Origin of the sequence: Candidatus Uabimicrobium helgolandensis (assembly GCF_041508025.1) — a bacterium.
Classification (GTDB): domain Bacteria; phylum Planctomycetota; class Uabimicrobiia; order Uabimicrobiales; family Uabimicrobiaceae; genus Uabimicrobium; species Uabimicrobium helgolandensis.
In genome coordinates, this window is record NZ_CP165719.1 from 6,527,256 (window position 1) to 6,544,869 (window position 17,614).

Annotated in this window: 11 protein-coding genes and 1 pseudogene; 2 read left to right on the forward strand and 10 right to left on the reverse strand. The window is 33.5% G+C overall.

The window, feature by feature from the left end; all coding sequences use genetic code 11:
- Nucleotides 1-113: 113 nt before the first annotated feature.
- The 9 genes and pseudogenes from UABHE_RS24245 to UABHE_RS24285 form a co-directional block, all read right to left on the reverse strand.
- A complete protein-coding gene (locus UABHE_RS24245) occupies nucleotides 114-1,241 on the reverse strand; it encodes a VWA domain-containing protein (RefSeq protein WP_372365882.1) in 1,128 nt (375 codons plus the stop codon).
- Nucleotides 1,234-3,408 (reverse strand): DUF5682 family protein, encoded by a 2,175-nt coding sequence (locus UABHE_RS24250; protein ID WP_372365883.1) that lies wholly within the window; start codon nucleotides 3,406-3,408, stop codon nucleotides 1,234-1,236. Before UABHE_RS24250 ends, UABHE_RS24245 begins: the two co-directional genes overlap by 8 nt.
- Entirely contained in the window at nucleotides 3,408-4,505 is a 1,098-nt protein-coding gene (locus UABHE_RS24255; RefSeq protein WP_372365885.1) for an AAA family ATPase, read from the reverse strand. The genes UABHE_RS24250 and UABHE_RS24255 overlap by 1 nt, the downstream gene beginning before the upstream one ends.
- A complete protein-coding gene (locus UABHE_RS24260) occupies nucleotides 4,483-5,955 on the reverse strand; it encodes a DUF5691 domain-containing protein (RefSeq protein WP_372365887.1) in 1,473 nt (490 codons plus the stop codon). The genes UABHE_RS24255 and UABHE_RS24260 overlap by 23 nt, the downstream gene beginning before the upstream one ends.
- Nucleotides 5,956-6,003: 48 nt before the next feature.
- Nucleotides 6,004-7,257: an SWIM zinc finger domain-containing protein gene (locus tag UABHE_RS24265; RefSeq protein WP_372365888.1), complete on the reverse strand. Its 1,254-nt coding sequence runs from the start codon at nucleotides 7,255-7,257 to the stop codon at nucleotides 6,004-6,006.
- 477 nt (nucleotides 7,258-7,734) lie between these two features.
- Nucleotides 7,735-8,772 carry an amidohydrolase family protein gene (locus tag UABHE_RS24270; RefSeq protein ID WP_372365889.1) on the reverse strand — a complete coding sequence of 346 codons (1,038 nt, stop codon included), beginning with the start codon at nucleotides 8,770-8,772 and terminating at the stop codon, nucleotides 7,735-7,737.
- Nucleotides 8,773-8,932: 160 nt separating this feature from the next.
- The gene (locus tag UABHE_RS24275) at nucleotides 8,933-9,202 is read right to left on the reverse strand and encodes a hypothetical protein (protein ID WP_372365890.1); all 270 of its coding nucleotides are present in this window, start codon (nucleotides 9,200-9,202) and stop codon (nucleotides 8,933-8,935) included.
- A 23-nt stretch (nucleotides 9,203-9,225) separates the two neighbouring features.
- Nucleotides 9,226-9,339 (reverse strand): annotated as a pseudogene (locus tag UABHE_RS24280) (IS5/IS1182 family transposase); the annotation flags it as partial.
- A 515-nt stretch (nucleotides 9,340-9,854) separates the two neighbouring features.
- Complete coding sequence (locus UABHE_RS24285; protein ID WP_372365891.1) at nucleotides 9,855-10,382, reverse strand: tyrosine-protein phosphatase; 528 nt, start codon at nucleotides 10,380-10,382, stop codon at nucleotides 9,855-9,857.
- 155 nt (nucleotides 10,383-10,537) lie between these two features.
- Here UABHE_RS24285 and UABHE_RS24290 point away from each other — a divergent pair, with 155 nt between their 5' ends.
- Both UABHE_RS24290 and UABHE_RS24295 read left to right on the forward strand, forming a co-directional pair.
- The gene (locus tag UABHE_RS24290) at nucleotides 10,538-11,497 is read left to right on the forward strand and encodes a tetratricopeptide repeat protein (protein ID WP_372365892.1); all 960 of its coding nucleotides are present in this window, start codon (nucleotides 10,538-10,540) and stop codon (nucleotides 11,495-11,497) included.
- Nucleotides 11,498-11,818: 321 nt separating this feature from the next.
- Nucleotides 11,819-13,258 carry a leucine-rich repeat domain-containing protein gene (locus tag UABHE_RS24295; protein WP_372365893.1) on the forward strand — a complete coding sequence of 480 codons (1,440 nt, stop codon included), beginning with the start codon at nucleotides 11,819-11,821 and terminating at the stop codon, nucleotides 13,256-13,258.
- 31 nt (nucleotides 13,259-13,289) lie between these two features.
- Here UABHE_RS24295 and UABHE_RS24300 read toward each other — a convergent pair whose 3' ends face one another.
- A complete protein-coding gene (locus UABHE_RS24300; protein ID WP_372365894.1) occupies nucleotides 13,290-17,564 on the reverse strand; it encodes an ion transporter in 4,275 nt (1,424 codons plus the stop codon).
- Nucleotides 17,565-17,614: the final 50 nt, after the last annotated feature.

The following is a 17,614-nucleotide window of genomic DNA, read 5'->3' on the forward strand; positions in this document are numbered from 1 at the left end:
AACAAAAACAATAAATCTCAACATTTTTTGAAATCCTTAGCATACATTTCTGAGCGGTTGAATTTCAAAAGTAAATTCGACATCTAGGCAACCAAACTCTAATTTACTTACGATTAGATACACGTAACAATCTCTTTTTTAGCAGCCCACATACTAACATCTTTTTTATTAATAGCTGTGGCCATTAAATCTGGAAATAACTCTGGCGTACAACTGAAAGTAGGTATTTGCATATTAGCCAATTTTTTAGCATTGCTACTGTCATAAAAAGGAACTCCTTCATTACTTAATGCTAATAGAGATATTACTTGTACTCCACTGTTTACAATTTCTTGCATTTTTGATAGCCACCCAGCGTCTTCTAAATCGGAAATTAAAACTAAAATCGTTTTGGAGGGTTGTTGTACTAAATTTTGGCAATAACTCAATGCCTTATTAATGTCTGTGCCTCCTCCCAACATTGCTTTAAATAATATATCAACAGGATCATCTAATTCCGATGTGACATCTACAACACTATCGTCAAATAAAACTAAATGCGTTTGAACAGATTTAATAGATCCTAAAACGCAAGCAAATATAGAGGAGTAAATCATCGAGTGAGTCATCGAACAACTTTGATCAACACACAGAATAATATTATGCAAAGAAGATGATGTCCCTCTTGTGTAACCTACAAATTTGTCTGCGATGATTGTTTTTGTTTCTGGCATAAAATTTTTCAAATTACATTCTATTGTTTTTTTCCAGTCGATATCTTTTAATTTAGGTCGGTATGTGCGATTACTACGATTAATAGCTCCTTTGATAGATTGTATCATTTTGGCTTTTAATTTCTTTTGTAGTTCGCCTGTTAACCTTTTGATAATTTCTCTAACACCTTCTTTGGTTTCCTCGGTTATTGCACTATTTAAAGAAATTAAATCTGCCACTAAATTTACATCAACCTCTACGTATTCTAAATTTTCAGGATCTAATAAGAGTAACTCTTTTAGATCAAAACGTTCTAAAACATCTTTTTGAATAACTCTAACGGTCTCCGCCGGAAAAAATTTTCGTATATTTTTTAACCAATTCTTTAAATGTCCTGAGTTTGTAAGAGAAGTATATTTTTTGTTGTAAACATCTTCCAACAATCTATCAATCGTAATTTCATCAGATGTCAATGAATTACATTCAACATTGGATTTACTTCCAAGAATTAGGCGCCATCTTATAAGGCGATCTTGTTTATTACTCACTTTTTAAATCCACTCCTAGTATTGTTGACAAAATAGGTAAAACGAGTTCTCCTCTTTTGTTATGAGATATTACATTTTGTTTTTTCCGATGATATAAGTATGTTATTTTTTGACCTAATTTTGCTTTATTTCTTAGATCAAAATAGGAAAACGCTCTTCTTAGCGCAGGTAAAATGACTAAAAATTCTTCTTTTGCTAAATCAGAAACCCACATATCTAAAGCTTTTAATATAAAATTATGTTTTTCCGAAAATAAAAGATCACCAAACAATAACCCTTCCACCCAAAAGCTAATATTTAATAGGTCTTCCGCAACTATTAATTTAAAAATATCGTCAAATATTTTCTGATCAATAAAATCTAATTTTGTAAGAACAGAACAACTCCAACCTTGAATCAAAAAATGTATATTTTCATTACTTTGTAAAACATTCAAACTAGTCATCCATAAATCTAGCTTAGGTTTATCATCCATAATGACCATCGCTTGATGAAAATTAGCAAGCGATTTAAACATACATCGTGCAAAATTTTCCTCTAGCGATGTACAAGCAGGTGACACGCCAATAAAAATTCTTTCTACCAATGTATTTATAATTCCTTCAATTTGTGCTGTATCTATTTCTCGAACATCACCGTATCGCAAGATAAATACAAGAGAAGGAACAGAATCAATTAAATCTTTAATATCACTGGCGACAGCGCTAATTTTTTGTATCTGCTCAATCAATTTTGCTAACGCTTGTGGTAAGTCTGATAAAATGACTAACTGTAAGGTTTTTATTAACGCTTGAAGATTATTCTGTTCTTTTACTGAATGCGATATAAAAGATTCAGTGGCTTTTTCTACAGTGTTTCCCCAAACACTCATTTCTATAATTTTTAAATGAAAAGAAGGCAACCAAATCAGATTCCAACGCTCTTTAAAAGTACCTTTCTGGTTTTCAATTTCAGTTTTTGTTCCCCATTGGATTCCTAGCAATTGTAAACGATGTAAAAACAAGCTGCATTTTCTATCTTCATTTTTTCGTAAATCTAAATCTAGAGTAATTTCTTCTGTAGATTGTACAAGTTTAAATTTTTGTTGAAAATTTTCAATATTTTGTCGCAAAGGAACTTTGGGAACTTCATTAGGTACATTTCCCATTACTTCATTAATTTCTAGTTTGTCCTGAATTATTTTGAGAGTATTTTCTTCGCCTTCACATAATGTTGTTTGAATTGCTTGTGAAAGTTCCTTAAGACCTGGAGAAACCAGATTTCTTATAGCTGCTAGAGTAGTCGCTAACCTCACCGTTTCAATCACGCAAGCAGAAGAAGCAGATATTCCTTTTTGTCTAAAAAGCTGTGCTGCTTTTATTATCCAATGTATAGAAGCCTCTTTACCATAATTCCAAAGATGTTGATACCATCCAGGAGAATAAATCCCCGCTCCGTAACCACTACGATATGATAACCTAGAGTTTGTCCATGGTATCCAAGTCGCGCAAACATCAATATTTGTTAGTCCTTGTAAAATTTCATCGTCTAACTTAGTATCTAATTTTTTAACAGCCGGTATATGCCAAGCTCCACATATAATTGCTATTTTCTTAGATTTATCAGTGACTTGAACGTTTCTTATCATTTGACGCATATATGCTTCACGGCATTTTTCTTGATGACTAGTCTCTATATCTTTGCGTACTATATGCATTAATTTGTCGATAGCAGGAAACAAATCTTGGCTATCGTAACGACTTTCAATTTCATAGTCCCACCATAATTCATAATCCTCATATCCAGCAGCTTGTGCAAGTAAAATAAAAGGATTTGTGACATACAAATCATCGTCATTCTTCTCAAAATTCTTGCTTAACATAATAGATTGTGGAAGATCTATAAAATGAAAAGGTATTTGATTTCTATTGGCATATAACAAAACTTGCCACTCTGGAGAAAAATTAGTAAAAGGATAGTAATTGGCATTTTTCAAGCTTTCCTTTTCATAAATCATCAGTGCCACAGGAGGAGCCATATGATCAGATACAACATGATGAATTATATCGTTAGCTTCTGGGGGACCTTCCACAAGCACAACATCAGGCTTTAGCTTTTCTAAATTTCGCATAAGTTGCCTTGCACAACCAGGGCCATGATGACGAATACCAAAAAAGTGTAAACTCATTACAATACCTCGCAACACTCTTTATATAAATCTGACCATCCCGCGCGATTTTTTGCTACAGATTTTAAATATTCTTTCCATGCAATTTTATCATGAATAGGATCTTTCACTATTGCACCTGTAATAGCAGAAGCTAAATCTCTTGCTTGTAAAACACCATTGCCAAAATAAGCTGCCATTGCCATACCACTGTTGATTACAGAAATAGCTTCCGCTGTTGATAATGTTCCAGATGTTTTTTTAATTTTATTTTTATTTTTTGTTAAACCAGATCGAAGCTCTTGAAATATTGTAACCACTCTTCTTATTTCTTCTAAAGCTGGTTTTTCTGCGGGCAAATCCAAAACTTTTCCCATATCTGCAACTCTCTTACTTACAATCTTCACTTCTTCTTCTAAAGTATTTGGTAATGGTAAAATAACCGTATTAAAGCGTCGAGATAATGCACTTGATATTTCATTTACACCTTTATCTTTATTATTAGCAGTCGCTATCAAATTAAAACCTTTTTGAGCCTGCACTTCTGTATTTAATTCTGGAATTGGCAAAATTTTCTCAGAAAGAATCGTAATCAATGTATCCTGAACATCACTTCCCACGCGTGTCAGTTCTTCCACACGAGCAACCTGACCTACTTGCATAGCCTTCATTATAGGACTTGCAATCATCGCATCTTCAGAAGGTCCTTCTGCTAATAGTCTTGCATAATTCCAATTGTATCTAAGAGTCGCTTCGTCTATACCTGCCGTTCCCTGAATTAATAATGTCGAATCACCTGAGATAGCTGCTGCTAGGTGTTCACTTAACCATGATTTAGCTGTTCCAGGCAATCCATAGAGCAACAATGCGCGATCCGTTGCCAAAGTCGCGACAGCAATCTCAACTAAATGCTCATTACCAAAATACTTAGTTGAGACTTGAAAACCATTTGTTAATTTACAACCTAGAATATATTGTTTGACAGCCCAAGGGGAAAGTTTCCAATTAGTTGGACACGGCTTCTTATCTTGCTTTTTTATTTCTGCAATTTCTTCTTTAAAAAGCTCTTCGGCATGCCTTCTTAGAACATTTTTTTTAGATCTTTTTCTTTTCGCCATTTTTTGATTCCTCTAGAATAACTTTTCTTAAAGTTAAAATTTCTAAATATTTTTGCCAATCCGTATCCAAAGTATCAATAATAGAATATAATTCATCAACATACTTCGTGGGTAAGTAGTGAATTATTTTATCGCAAATATTTTCAGGCATTGCACTTAGTTTGTTCTCAGACACCAACTCTTTAAAAGAAAATACAAACATTTTTGTAATATTCTCTGCCCATGGCAATTTAGCTTGTACAAAAACATTTTCTAGATCAAATTCTTTTTTGCTCTCTTTAGAAAAAGCCCAACATTCTTTCATGTTTTCGAAAGACAATTTACAAAATATATTTTTCAAATATTTCATTTGGTCATTCTTCTCTAAAAGCTCAGAAACCAATTCATCTGGTAAAGTCAACCAATGCTTCCATAAAATTTTGCCTTCCTCTTCGTTATAAAATATATGTACAGAACCCGATAGACCTTTTAATACAGCTAAATGATGTTTCAAAGTAAATAACAATTCACAAAATTGTGAAAAAGAAATATTCTTCTGTTTTAACCAATGTAATATAGGTGCTATTGAAAATAACTCTACAACCTTTTCATCTTTACTTCCTTTAGGTTTTACAAAACTATCAAATAAGGAATCAACGGGCCAAGAAACTAAATTTCTTATCGATAATCTTTTATTTTCTAAATGAATATAATCTGATAATAGTTCTAAAGATTGCTTAAAAATTTCAGTACTTGGGATATAAGCCAAGACTTGACTAGCAGGTAATAAAAAGTCTGCTTCAGGATCAGAAAAATTCATATTTCGTAATAAAAATCGTGCATCCCATTGATTTGGATTATCTTTCATCAGTTCTAAAATTTTAATTTTAATACGATTGTTAGCTTGTTCCCATAGAACATTCAACATTATTTGAATGCCTTCAGGCTTTAACATTCTCTGTTTTTTTATTTCCTCAATTTTATCTTTAGCGTTCATTATAAAAAAATTGCTACTTCGATCCGATTGATGTTTCCGAAGTAACCAATTCCATTCATTTCTTAAATTTCCAATCTCTATTTTATTTTCTAATATAGGAAGAAGATCATTTTGAACATCAAAATCTCGACTATCTAAAGCTAAAGAAATTAAATACGGAGGTAAAACAGTATTTTTGTCGGCCAAACGTAAAAGATTTTTTTTAAGTGAAATATCATTTTGCTTAAAGATCATATAAAAGTATTTACAGAAAGATTCAGAACAGTATTTTTTAGAATTGTTGTCTAGAGGCGGGAGTTCTTTTAGTTTAGGAAGTTCTTTATTCGCTCTTTTATAAATATTCCAAACACCTGCTTGTAGTAAAATTTTAAATTCTGGAGATGGATGTTTGACATTATTTAGAAATTGATAAGGTGTTGTAATTTCCTCTTCGGAAAAACTAATCGCTTGATCTATTAGAGGATGATTTGACATAAAAAATCTTTCTAAAACATGACATGCTTTAAAATTACTAGAATCCATTTAAAATATAATATATTCTTGGTCTGAAAAAATTCCCATCGGCAGTAAAAACTGTCCATTCCATTCACCAACAACGTTTACTAATTTACCAATTGAAGATGCAAATACTCTATCGGAATTACAACCATAAAGAGGAATATACTGTCGATTTTCATCGCAAATAAAAACTTTCCCATCCTGTCGAAATGCTCGTGTATTTTTTAGAGGACAAAAAAATCTTTTCACCCAAGGATTTTTTCCTAATATTGACGCAGTTGAATATAAAAAGTCTTCTAGAGTAGAAAAAAAAGATAAGTTTTCGATGGAAAATTTATGTTGTGTTTTTTCGGATTTAAACTTACCTAAAATAGGAGAGTTACTAGGATAATATAGAAGTTCCCCTTCAATAATATCACCAACAGAATAATTTTTATTGCTGGACGCCCATTTAATAATATTTGCAAATCGATTTGTCTCTTGTCCCCAAACCCAAAAAAATTCTACCTTGGAGCGATCTACAGTGTTATAGTTCCGTCCCACTACTAACCAAATATCTTTTATAGATTCTCCTTGTTCCCATTTGGCATAACTGTGATCCCACTTGATTGTTTGTTTTACATCCTCTTGTACTAACACTGGTAATTGTTTTAAATTTTGATAAGAATGAATAAGTAGCGCCATTTTCCCTAACTCATCCAGTACTATTTCTGGCCAAGTTTTATATCTTCCTGGCAATGTTCCTAAATAGCGTATGTTTGCTGAAAGGTTAATTGCACCACAATCTACTAAGCGATCAGCTTGTTGCTCCCAAAACTCAATATGTTGTACCTGTTGGCTCATTAAACCTCCACGGATAAGATCTTGTAACCATAATAAGAATTGCTTCATTCCTTCTACCAACCTAACATCTTTTTCATTTTTAATATTTTGATTAGATACTACTGTTATTATTTTAGATTGTAGAGAAGATTCTTCTTTGTCTACCCACGAAGGTTCCACTTTGCGACTAAAACAATTGGCATTACCAATTGCTAGTAATAGCAAGCCAAGTACATGTTTGCATGGTTGTTTATAACTAGGACAACTACATGAATAGTTATTTAAATCATAACTCGACTCTACAAGGTATTTTTTACTACCTTGGCAAACTCCCCATAGTTTTGATTCATTCGTTCCTAAATTTGACCACGATCTCATATGAGATAATGAATATGCTAAACTAAGAGATTTTGTATCGTATGCAATATTTTCAATTTGTTGTTTTGTAAATTTCATAATAATTAAATAAAGTATATAAAGACTGAAATAAGACTGAAATAAAACCGTAACTAATTTACGTAAGTATAACAAAAAAATTTCTGAGCAATAAAGAAAGTCCATCCAAAAAATTACAATATTTTACTTATCTCTTTATTCCTAGCGTTATCAGATATTTTGGTAACTAAATTCTTAACCACTTCAACAGTACAATAGCCGTATGTTTTTTTCAAGTATAAATTAATTTTCTTAAGAACAAATACATGAGGGAACAACACATCGAATCGATGTATTTAGAACATATGAAAACTCTTTTTTTATTGAAAATATTTGCGAACAGTCTATTCCTATACGTTTTATATTACCAGAAAACTTAGGTACTTGTATATCACAAACAGAGGCTAGATCGCTAAGAGAATAAAGTTAATCAATTTCTCTTAGTAACTCTCTTCTTTTTGCGGCGGTTTCATGCCAGTAAGAATTAGGACGATTTTGTCATGCGGTGGTAATGTCTATTCCTAACCAGTCTGTTACATTCTTATTCCAGATTTCTTTTCCTTCTTGCTCTGTAAGAATACCTGTCTCTACAGCGTAGTCAACAACACGTCCAGGATAAGAGGTTCCGACACCTTCCATTTCTCCTAATGGATACGGATCATCTAACCCCATGATAATTTGACTAGTTCCTACTCGTTTCTTGACCAATTCTAAAGTATATGCATCGTGAACTAAAGTGTCGAAGTACAGGTTTTTATGTCCAAGTGTTTTTCTTGGGTCTTCCAGACCTTCAAAGATATCTTGCCTACCGTCAAATCCTTGAATTCTTCGTCCATAATTAGCAATACCCAACATTCCCCCATGTGCAAAACTAGTTCGTAAATATGGATACTTGTTTGGCAAATCGCGTAAAGTAAATAGATGAAGTGTATCCGCACATTGAGCCATCATCCAGATCAAATGGAATCGCCAATATTGATTTTTCAAAGCGATCATCTTTTCTCCATCGTATGGATGAATTTGAATAGCTAATTTGTACTCATTTGCTAATTCGTATATTGGGTCAACTTCAGCTTCTGCAACAGAAAGCCATTCTTTATTTGCATTTAAGAAATGGGTGGGTAAACAAAGCATTTTTAACTTGAGTTCATTCACACATCTATCTATCTCTTTTAGAGCTTGATCCAGATATAATGGCTGAACAACAAAACCGCAAGTAAATTTTTCAGGGTAATCTGCTTGAACGGAAGCATTGTAATCGTTCTGGAAGCGAATTCCATCATAACAATCTTGTTGTTCCCAACCGTTACAATATAATTGAGATAGACAAAGCATTACTCCATGATCGATATCGTAACGCTGCATCCACTCTAGCTTTTCTTTAATAAAAAAACTAGGGTCAGTAATTGGTCTGGACCAATTGCCTTGTCTCATAAATTTCTTGTCGTCATCAATCCAAAAAAGCTTTTTATCTTTCATAAATTGAGGAATCTGAGTAGGCTCTGGTAGTATATGCCCATGTCCGTTTATTCGCATAATCTTTGTTACCTCAAATTTGTTGTAAAATTTTGTAATTTCATACTCATGAGACAAAATAAGGTTCTATTGCAAATTTTATCTAAGAATAAAAATGTGGTATCATTTTAAATTTTCAGGAACCAAAGATGCAAGAATGGAAAAATATATTAGAGTATCTTTAGTCATTTTTTAAACTTAAAAAATTTTCAATAATTTTTTGTTTGCAGTGATAAAATGTTATATTTTCGGTAGTGTCGCAAACAGAAGACCCGTTGTCTTTATAGTATAAATCCAAATAACTCTGAATGCTTGCTAGCTCCTGCTTTAAATCTTCTGTTTTACCACTTCTAAACAGTCGTTCAACATTTTTTTGATATTCATCAACGTAGCGATCAAAATTTTGTGCCATTTCTGACATTGCATCCCGTACGTGTTTTGGTCCAACCATAAAAAGTCCTCTTAAATATTAGGGCCTGCCGTCAAAGAGAAATCTGTAGGGTTCCCTAACGCATCACATATAGCATGTATTTTTGTGCTAAATCCTCCGCTACTTTTTCCTATTGCTTGGCTTTGATCTTTTTTTTTATTTCACCTGCACTATGTTGATTTGCCCTGATTACCCGTTGAATGCAGGGCTTTATTTTTATAGCGCGGCGCGACGAAGGCGCGCAGCCGTAGCTGCGTAACAGAGGAGCAACAAAGCTAGAAAATTAAAGAACAAAATGCCAATGGGTAAATACTTTTGGCAGGTCACTTAGTAAAACAAAATCTTCTGGCCAACGGACGAGAACTTCTTTTACGAGTTGTAGCAATGCTTACTCGTTTGGTCAAAGTTCAAGTAAAAACGTAAGACTTAAATTGCTAGACGAGATCGGGCTCGCAAGCGGGCTCGGGCTCGAAAAAATAGACAATACTTTGAATGATGACAGGCCCTAGTACTACAGTTGTAACTAAGTACAGTTCCTTATTTTTCGGTGTTTCTAGCTGTTTACAAATAACAGTATTTTTTGCTATTTGAGAAGAGCTATCGATAAAATAAGACCTACAGAGTGTCTAATTTTTATAGCTACCTATTTGTTATTTTAATTACAACTGTAGTACTAGATATCAAAAATTATTTTATTATACAAGTCCTCTGCTTCCAAAAATAGTTTTCCATCGCTACGATTCAATTCATCAGCAGTGAGTTGTCTAATTTGTGCAATAGAATGGATAATATCATCTGAGCCAATTCTACGTAGTAAAAAATAAAGAAAAACTCCTGTACGATGCATACCTGCTGAGCAGTGAATAACAATATGTCTCGTTTTGAAATCCTTTAATAAACAGACTATTTCATTAATCCTTTTAAGCTGAATTATGTCATTTTTATCGCAAAGATTTCTACCTGATAATGGAAAATGATGCCAAGTTAATCCGTTACTATTGCAAATACCTGGTAACCATGAATTCATTTCATCTTCTCTTTGTAAAGTAATCACATCGGTAACGCCCTTATTTGACCACTCACGTACAGCATTTTTTCCCGGTGCACCACAAGCACTAATACTACCTTCTAACAAAGGTAGCCAATGACTTTGTGATTTGACATTTTTCTTTTCTATAAAAATTTCTAATTTATTATTCATGTTATTCTGCTATCTATATATTCGTGCCATAGTTTACTTTTCCAGTCCTGTAAGTTACTCAAAACTAGTTGACAGAGTCTGTAAATCAGCATATGTTATATGTTAGTTTACAATACCAAATATTAATTTGCAATGTTAAGAAAGAAGGTAATTATATGTATATTAGACTAATATTTGTAATATTTATTTTTGGATTTTTTCCCACATTTAACTTTGGGCAAAATGAAAATATTTCTTCAAAAGAGAAATTAATTCTGCAAAAATTGAATGAAGCACATCAGTTGATGCTTGGCAAAAAAACAGATGAAGCGATAACAATTTTAAAGAAACTTGCTGATACAGAACAAGAGGCAAAACTTCTTTATGCAATCCACGGTATGCTCGGAGATGCATACAGTTCAAAATTCGATGTAGATCAGGCAAATAAACACTATGATAGGCTTCTTGATATAAAACCAAATGATGGGTATATTTATTTTAAGAAAGGTCAAATATTAAAGTTTTTTCCTAAAAAGATAAAAGAGGCTATCGAATGTTTTGAGGCTAGTAAGAAGTACGGTTTTGAAAACGCTGGGATCCACACTGCCTTAGGATTTTGTTACAAAATGGCTGCCGAACGATCATCCTCAAAAGCAGACGTTGAAAAATTTTATTTTATGGCAATTGAAAGTTATAAAAAGTTATTAGGACTTGAACCAGGTAATCGTATCGCTCTTGGAAATTTAGGGGATATCTGTTTCAATATCGGGAGTTATGATGTGGCCGAAAAAATATACAGCGAACTACATCAAAGATTTCCTAATGATATTGAAACGAACGTGCGTCTTGGTCATACTTTTCTTGTAAAAAAACAATACCAAAAAGCAGAAAAAATACTGAAAAAAACAAATGCGTTATTTGAAGGTTTAGATGTAAAATCGAATCAACAACTATTTAACAAAAAGTTAGAAGCAGATTTATACTATGCCGAAGTACTAATCGCTGTAAAAAAAGCTAGCCAAGCAAAGCAAATATTGAGTAACGTCATTGTGCTAGGGGATTCGATTGAATCTTTAAGTTCGACAACTAAATATCGTTTACAACAAGCTAAAAAATTACTCCAAAATATAAAGTAATCAAAAATTAGGGACAGTAGAAATCAAACCACAACGAGCATATTCATCCTTGACCAGATTGAACTACGTCCCTTTAAGAACAGGCGAATATTTGATGTAAACCACATCTCTTTAATCAAACTTTCGTACGCCTATTTGTAGCAGAGAATATGTTTTGAATAGTGATACTCTCTCAAAAAATTACTTGATAGATTTATCATTTTGTGGCATCGATTTAGGTAATATCTAACAATAAAGTTCTTACTCATAAGATAAAAGAGAACGAAGATATAATAAAGAAAAAAAGATATTCATACTTTCAGAAAAGTGATGGAAAATAAATTGCTAATTGTTAAACAAAAAATTTTGCATAAACTAGATAACAACACTCACTACATGGGATGTACATTTTACATTGAAGAAAATATACAGCTGTTATCAGATAGTTCTTTTGAGCATTGTAGTTTCAGAGGGCAAAAACTATTTATTTATCACCTTTATAGATGCACATTTACTAACTGTAATTTTTCAAATGTAAAGCTTGCCGATTATGAAAATATTCTTTTTGAAGGTGGCTATATACAACGACTTGTTCTTATCAAATATTATGAAGAAACAGGACAATTGAATTTTTTGCAAAATACTATTATTGAACAACTTGATTGTTCTTCTTCATCGACAGAAAATCTAAAAATCCAAGAACTTTCAAGTCATATATGCACTTTCCAAAACTTAAATCAATTAGTAATTCCAAGACATTCACTGTCAAAATTACCTTTAGAAATTGCTGAACTAAATAAGCTAACGTATCTCGATTTGTTTGGAAACTGTTTTTCTGAATTTCCACAACAAATATGTGAACTTACTTCACTTGAATACTTAGATTTATCTGAAAATAAATTATCTTATGTTCCTTCAGAAATAAAAAAACTACAATCACTTGCACGCCTTTTTCTGGCTTATAACAGGCTCTCAAATGTGCCACTAGAAATAGCAGAGCTTATATCACTAACAACTCTATCTTTAGAGGGAAATATGTTATCTTGTTTACCTGATAATATGGCAAACATTAGCTCATTGAAAGGACTTGATTTATCATTTAACCGCTTTTCTTTATTTCCTATCGTTTTTCCTTACTTGCAGTGGCTAAACTTATCGAATAATAAACTGTCTAATGTTTCGCAAGCAATCGTGGAATTTACCTCTCTTTATAGTCTATCCTTAAACAATAATGAGTTCATCAATTTTCCAAATGAAGTAACAAATATAACCTCGCTTACTCAGTTAGCGATCGGAAATAATCCGTTTCAAACGCTGCCCAGCGAAATAGGTAAACTAACCTCACTTACTGTTTTACATCTATATAGGAATGGATTATCAAACTTACCAGCGCAAATCGTAAATTTAACATCTCTTGAACAATTAGAAATATCCTTTAATGACTTTTCTGTTTTACCACTAGAAATTACACAACTTGTTTCTCTTCGCCATTTATACTTAAATGAGTGTGGTTTGGTACAATTAACAGAAGAATTAGAGAACCTTACTTTGCTTACCGATTTATCACTATATCAAAACCGGTTAACTCACATACCAAAAACAATTGGAAAATTAATAAATTTGCGTCAATTAGATTTAGCAAATAACGCTATATCAGAAATTCCACAAGAAATTAGTAATCTGCATTCTCTTGAAATGCTAAATTTATCAAATAATAACGTCAGTAATGAACAACAACAAACAATCCGGGAATATTTACCAAACTGTGAACTTCGCTTTTAAACTATCTTCTAAAAGTAAATGATTGTATCGCTTATACTACCGTTGTTCCTTCTGTCTTATCTTTAATATCCTCACGATCCATGTATATATTTTTTTCAGGATAATCCCCTAGAATAGCTACATGACCGCGATAGTTAAGAACATCTAGAACTGAAAGTGTTTGTACTGTTCGAATAGCTAAGAGCTCTTCTGTCCATGGTGTTGGATTACGAATAATATCTTGGATAATGTCTTCCGCTATCGATACATCGCCACTTTCTGTGAGAAAATAAAGAGCGTCTTTTAAATCAACGCGTCTTGCGAGATACGTTTTCCAGCACCATTTTTTATGTTTAGCGGGAGAATCAGCAAAACGACTTTGTGACCAAAAAATATTGAAATCTTTGTAGTCGCGATCTTTGATGGTGTTTCCGCAAGTTTTAATAGTGCGGTATAGTAAACGAAAACCTTTTTTTACAACGCGGTCGTTTTGAACATAACCAAGATGTTCAATAGCATTGTCAAAAGCCGTTTCCAAAACTTCTCTTGCATTTAACAAAGATGGTAGTTTTTTGTAGTTTATTGAATACGCTGTGGCAAGAGCACGTAAGATTTCATTACTGCGCGATGCCCAGTGTGGATCTATAGACTCTATATATTTACTAAATCGTCCTTCGTCCCATTCGCGTTGTTTCAAAAATTTATTAAATGACTGTAATCGCTCTTTACGCCTAGTATATAGATCGTAAAAATAATCGTATTCACTATCGAGTGCGCTAATGAACTCTAAGTCTTTTTCAAAGAGACCTAGCCAATTTGGATTTTCATCTTTTTGTAAAAAGTCATCGCGAAAATTTTCTTCGTGTGTTGATAAGCCAGGAAAACCTTCAAATTCAAGTCCAAGATACTCAAAGTCAAAACGAGCGCGTAATTTCATACATTCAATATAAACTGGTTTACGCATACGGTTTATTTTGCGTATAGCAACATTAAAATCAGCAATAATTTTTGGTGGTTCTGTTTGCATATCGGGATAAACGATTTCCCGTACTTTTTGATATGACCATTTTATTAAAGTACCAACTAAACCAAAAAGAGAAAATAATAAAAGAAATGGTAAAGCAAATACTTTTCCTCCAGCAAGATAATTTTGGTATAAATTATATGGGTTTACCTTGCGCTGCGTTGCTGGTAGTAGATATAGAGGGTAAGTACCAAATATGTAGCGAATATTTTCTTTGCGATCTTTTGTAAAGGACTTGTACAGATCTTCTCCAAAAGTAAGTCTTATACTTTGGTCTTGCTCGCGAGAAAGAGTTAAAAAATGTAAGGCATTAAATCTTGTCGTTGCATATACTGGATTTTGCTCTATTTTTTTGCGTTTCTTTTTTTTATCGAGTTCAATGCGTTCCGTTTCTTTTTTAGCAACATCTTTTTGAATGGCATGTATATCGCTTTTGCTACCATCCCATTCCTCTTGTAACCGCCACTTTAACCATTTACTATAGTAATCTAGCTTTTTAGATGTTTGCATTGCTAAAAGTGATTCGGGTATAGCATTCTTGTTATATTCAACTAATAAACTTGCGACATTATGTGATACACTGTGAGTGATAAAAGAAAACCATAGATATGGCCCGAGAATCGACTTTGAACTTTCCAAATCTAATTTATCCAGCGCTTTTGATTCCTTGCGCTTGTATTCTAAGCGATGCTTACGAATATTTTCGATGGCAATATTGCCAAGGAGTTGTTCCGTAGTTTTTACATCACTGCGGTGGAGCGGAGCACCATCTAGATAATCGCGATATAACAGGAACACAGGACGTTGCCTGTTCCATAATCGCGCTTGCTTTACAGTGGTGACATTACAATTATCATTTTCAACACAAGCTCCTACCTCCAAACTGCTATTCCACTGATCAAGTAGCCATTTTTCGCCATACGGTCCTGCTTCTGAATTACTTGTGAGTATTTGCAATTCTGGCTTCATTACTCTTTCGTATAGAATACGCATATCTCGTTCAGAGTTTTTTAGTTTGATATCCTCTAAGAGATTGATAAACTGTGCTTCAGCAGTTCGCATAAAAAACTCTGTTGCTTCTCCTGCAATATTACGCAACCAGATTCCAACTATAAGAGGTAGACAACAAAGTCCCCCGATAATGAGAAGTGGTGTACCTAATACAGTGTTGAGAAAATTCACTAAGCCACCTAAAGGCATCCATGGCCATGCAATAAACATCAATTTTAAGATGAGAATAACCCCACCAGCAACGACAAGGCGAATCGCTGGTCTTTTAAATGTCTCAACCATGGCATTTCCCAAGCGATCGAGAACGCGCGGCGGAGAGAGTACACCGTATAAATCGACAAACCAGTATATCGCAGCTAACATAGCTTGTACGAGCCGCCCAATACATCTTCCTAACCATGCAGTGAATTCCATCGCATCACTTTCGCGATTTTTTTGGACAATGCTACGCACAATAGGCATTGAACGAAACAAAGGTATATTAAAAAAGCGAAAGTACATATGCACTTTTAGAGGAAACTCGTAGCCCATAGACTCTTCGACTTGCTCACCGGTAATGTACAGCATATTTTGAATAACTTTTTCAACTAAAATATCAGAAGACGCACCGATTTGTTCTTTTTCTAAAGTACCTGAAATATTTTCTTCCATTTGAATTTCAAGCGTTTTAATGTAAGCAATCATAAATGGTATGCGTTTATTAACTTCATGAACTTTATTAAAAATAGAACGCGAACGATTTAAACATATATTACGTAGAGTATGTAATCGTTCAGGAACAGTAGGCTTTGCTTTTTGTTTTACTTTATTATGACTCTTACCAAAAAATACTATATTGCGATTTAACCAGCGGCCGTAGGCTCTAACAAAACGATCTGTGCCGCGAATTAAGAACGTTACCACTCGAAAAATACGCACCATACGAAGTATACGTACTAAACGAACACCACGCAAGAATTGTACTTTGTTTAGTTGTGGCAGTTGCGAGAGTAATCCAAAGGGAATAGAAGGAAGGAGTTCAGTAAACCAGCGACGACGGAAGTATAGCCATTTTCCCTCTGCCAAAAATAATTTTGTAAAGAATTCAAATAAAAATATAACGCAAATTCCAGTATCGATATACATAAAAGTATTGTGTGCTTGTGGTGAAAAATTACCAAATTCTTCGACAACTAGTAAAACGATTACACCAATAATGAGTAAGATAATAAATCGATCGAAAAAACGTACAAATTTACGACCAAAAATCCGTTCCATACGATATTGAATTTTTTTGTCCTGAATTTCGCTATGGAAAAATTTATTTCGCGAGTGATATTTTTTGCACTGTTTTTTTAAAGACTCCGGCATTTCTTTTGTGAGATATGGTTCTACTGTTTCCGATAACCACTCAATATCTTCTCTGACAATCTCTAAACTTTTCGTGGCAATATGTAGAGATTTTTCTTCAACACTTACCAATATATCATCGATCATATCTTGCGCATCAATGAGAATTTGCTCAATGAAAGCCCAACGCTCTTTTTCTTCTAATTTAGTTATTTCATCTTGAAGCTGTTTTTTTATAAGATCGCGTTGTCCTCTACATTTTTCAAGAATAGTTTCATGACCTGAATAAGTTCGACTGATCTGCGGTTGGATTTCTCCTCCCCAACGCAAACTACCCCACAGAATATTTAGTGTCGATTGTTGCTCTTGGTACGACTTTAAGTTATCGCAAACTTTTTCTGCAAATTTATCAACTTCGACACTAAGTGCTTGTGTGCATAGTTTTAGTAGTTCCTCTTTGACTATTTCGTCTTGAAAGAGAGGATTACCATCATCCGATTGCATAACAAGGTGGTGTACTTCATTTAAAATATCAGGAAGAACATTTTCACCGCCTTCGTATATTCGTCTTCCCAATCTTTTTAGAAAAAAAAGTTCATGGGCAACAGATTGCAATTCTGCGGCTACAGTAATACGACTGTGTACGATATCTCCCATGACATGCCGCGAACGACCTTCTAGTTCACTAACGCGTTTGACCAGCCATTCTCGAACAGTCTTTTTGTTTTCAGAAGTACTTGCGTATTGCAACAAATAATTTTGAAGATGGTGTTGTCCCTTTACTAAGGGATCAACGATGACAGCTATTTTTTCACGATCACTATTTGGCAAAAGTTCATCGAGAGACTGTTGCAAGAACAGTCCTTCCTCGTACATATCCCAAAACTCATCTATGGTAAATGGTTGCTGAGATCGTTTAAAAAAACGTTGAATATCTTGTTCTAGAGTGTTCCAACTGTCCATGGTTTATTGTAGTAAGTCATAAGACTTACTTCCTTTCGTATCATCAGTCA

Excerpts from the sequence above, each read along its gene's own strand:
- UABHE_RS24255 (WP_372365885.1), bottom strand. The coding sequence starts at position 4,505 with ATGGCGAAAAGAAAAAGATCTAAAAAAAATGTTCTAAGAAGGCATGCC.
- UABHE_RS24250 (WP_372365883.1), bottom strand. The coding sequence starts at position 3,408 with ATGAGTTTACACTTTTTTGGTATTCGTCATCATGGCCCTGGTTGTGCA.
- UABHE_RS24285 (WP_372365891.1), bottom strand. The coding sequence starts at position 10,382 with ATGAATAATAAATTAGAAATTTTTATAGAAAAGAAAAATGTCAAATCA.
- UABHE_RS24290 (WP_372365892.1), top strand. The coding sequence starts at position 10,538 with ATGTATATTAGACTAATATTTGTAATATTTATTTTTGGATTTTTTCCC.
- UABHE_RS24260 (WP_372365887.1), bottom strand. The coding sequence starts at position 5,955 with ATGTCAAATCATCCTCTAATAGATCAAGCGATTAGTTTTTCCGAAGAG.
- UABHE_RS24275 (WP_372365890.1), bottom strand. The coding sequence starts at position 9,202 with ATGGTTGGACCAAAACACGTACGGGATGCAATGTCAGAAATGGCACAA.
- UABHE_RS24300 (WP_372365894.1), bottom strand. The coding sequence starts at position 17,564 with ATGGACAGTTGGAACACTCTAGAACAAGATATTCAACGTTTTTTTAAA.
- UABHE_RS24265 (WP_372365888.1), bottom strand. The coding sequence starts at position 7,257 with ATGAAATTTACAAAACAACAAATTGAAAATATTGCATACGATACAAAA.
- UABHE_RS24270 (WP_372365889.1), bottom strand. The coding sequence starts at position 8,772 with ATGCGAATAAACGGACATGGGCATATACTACCAGAGCCTACTCAGATT.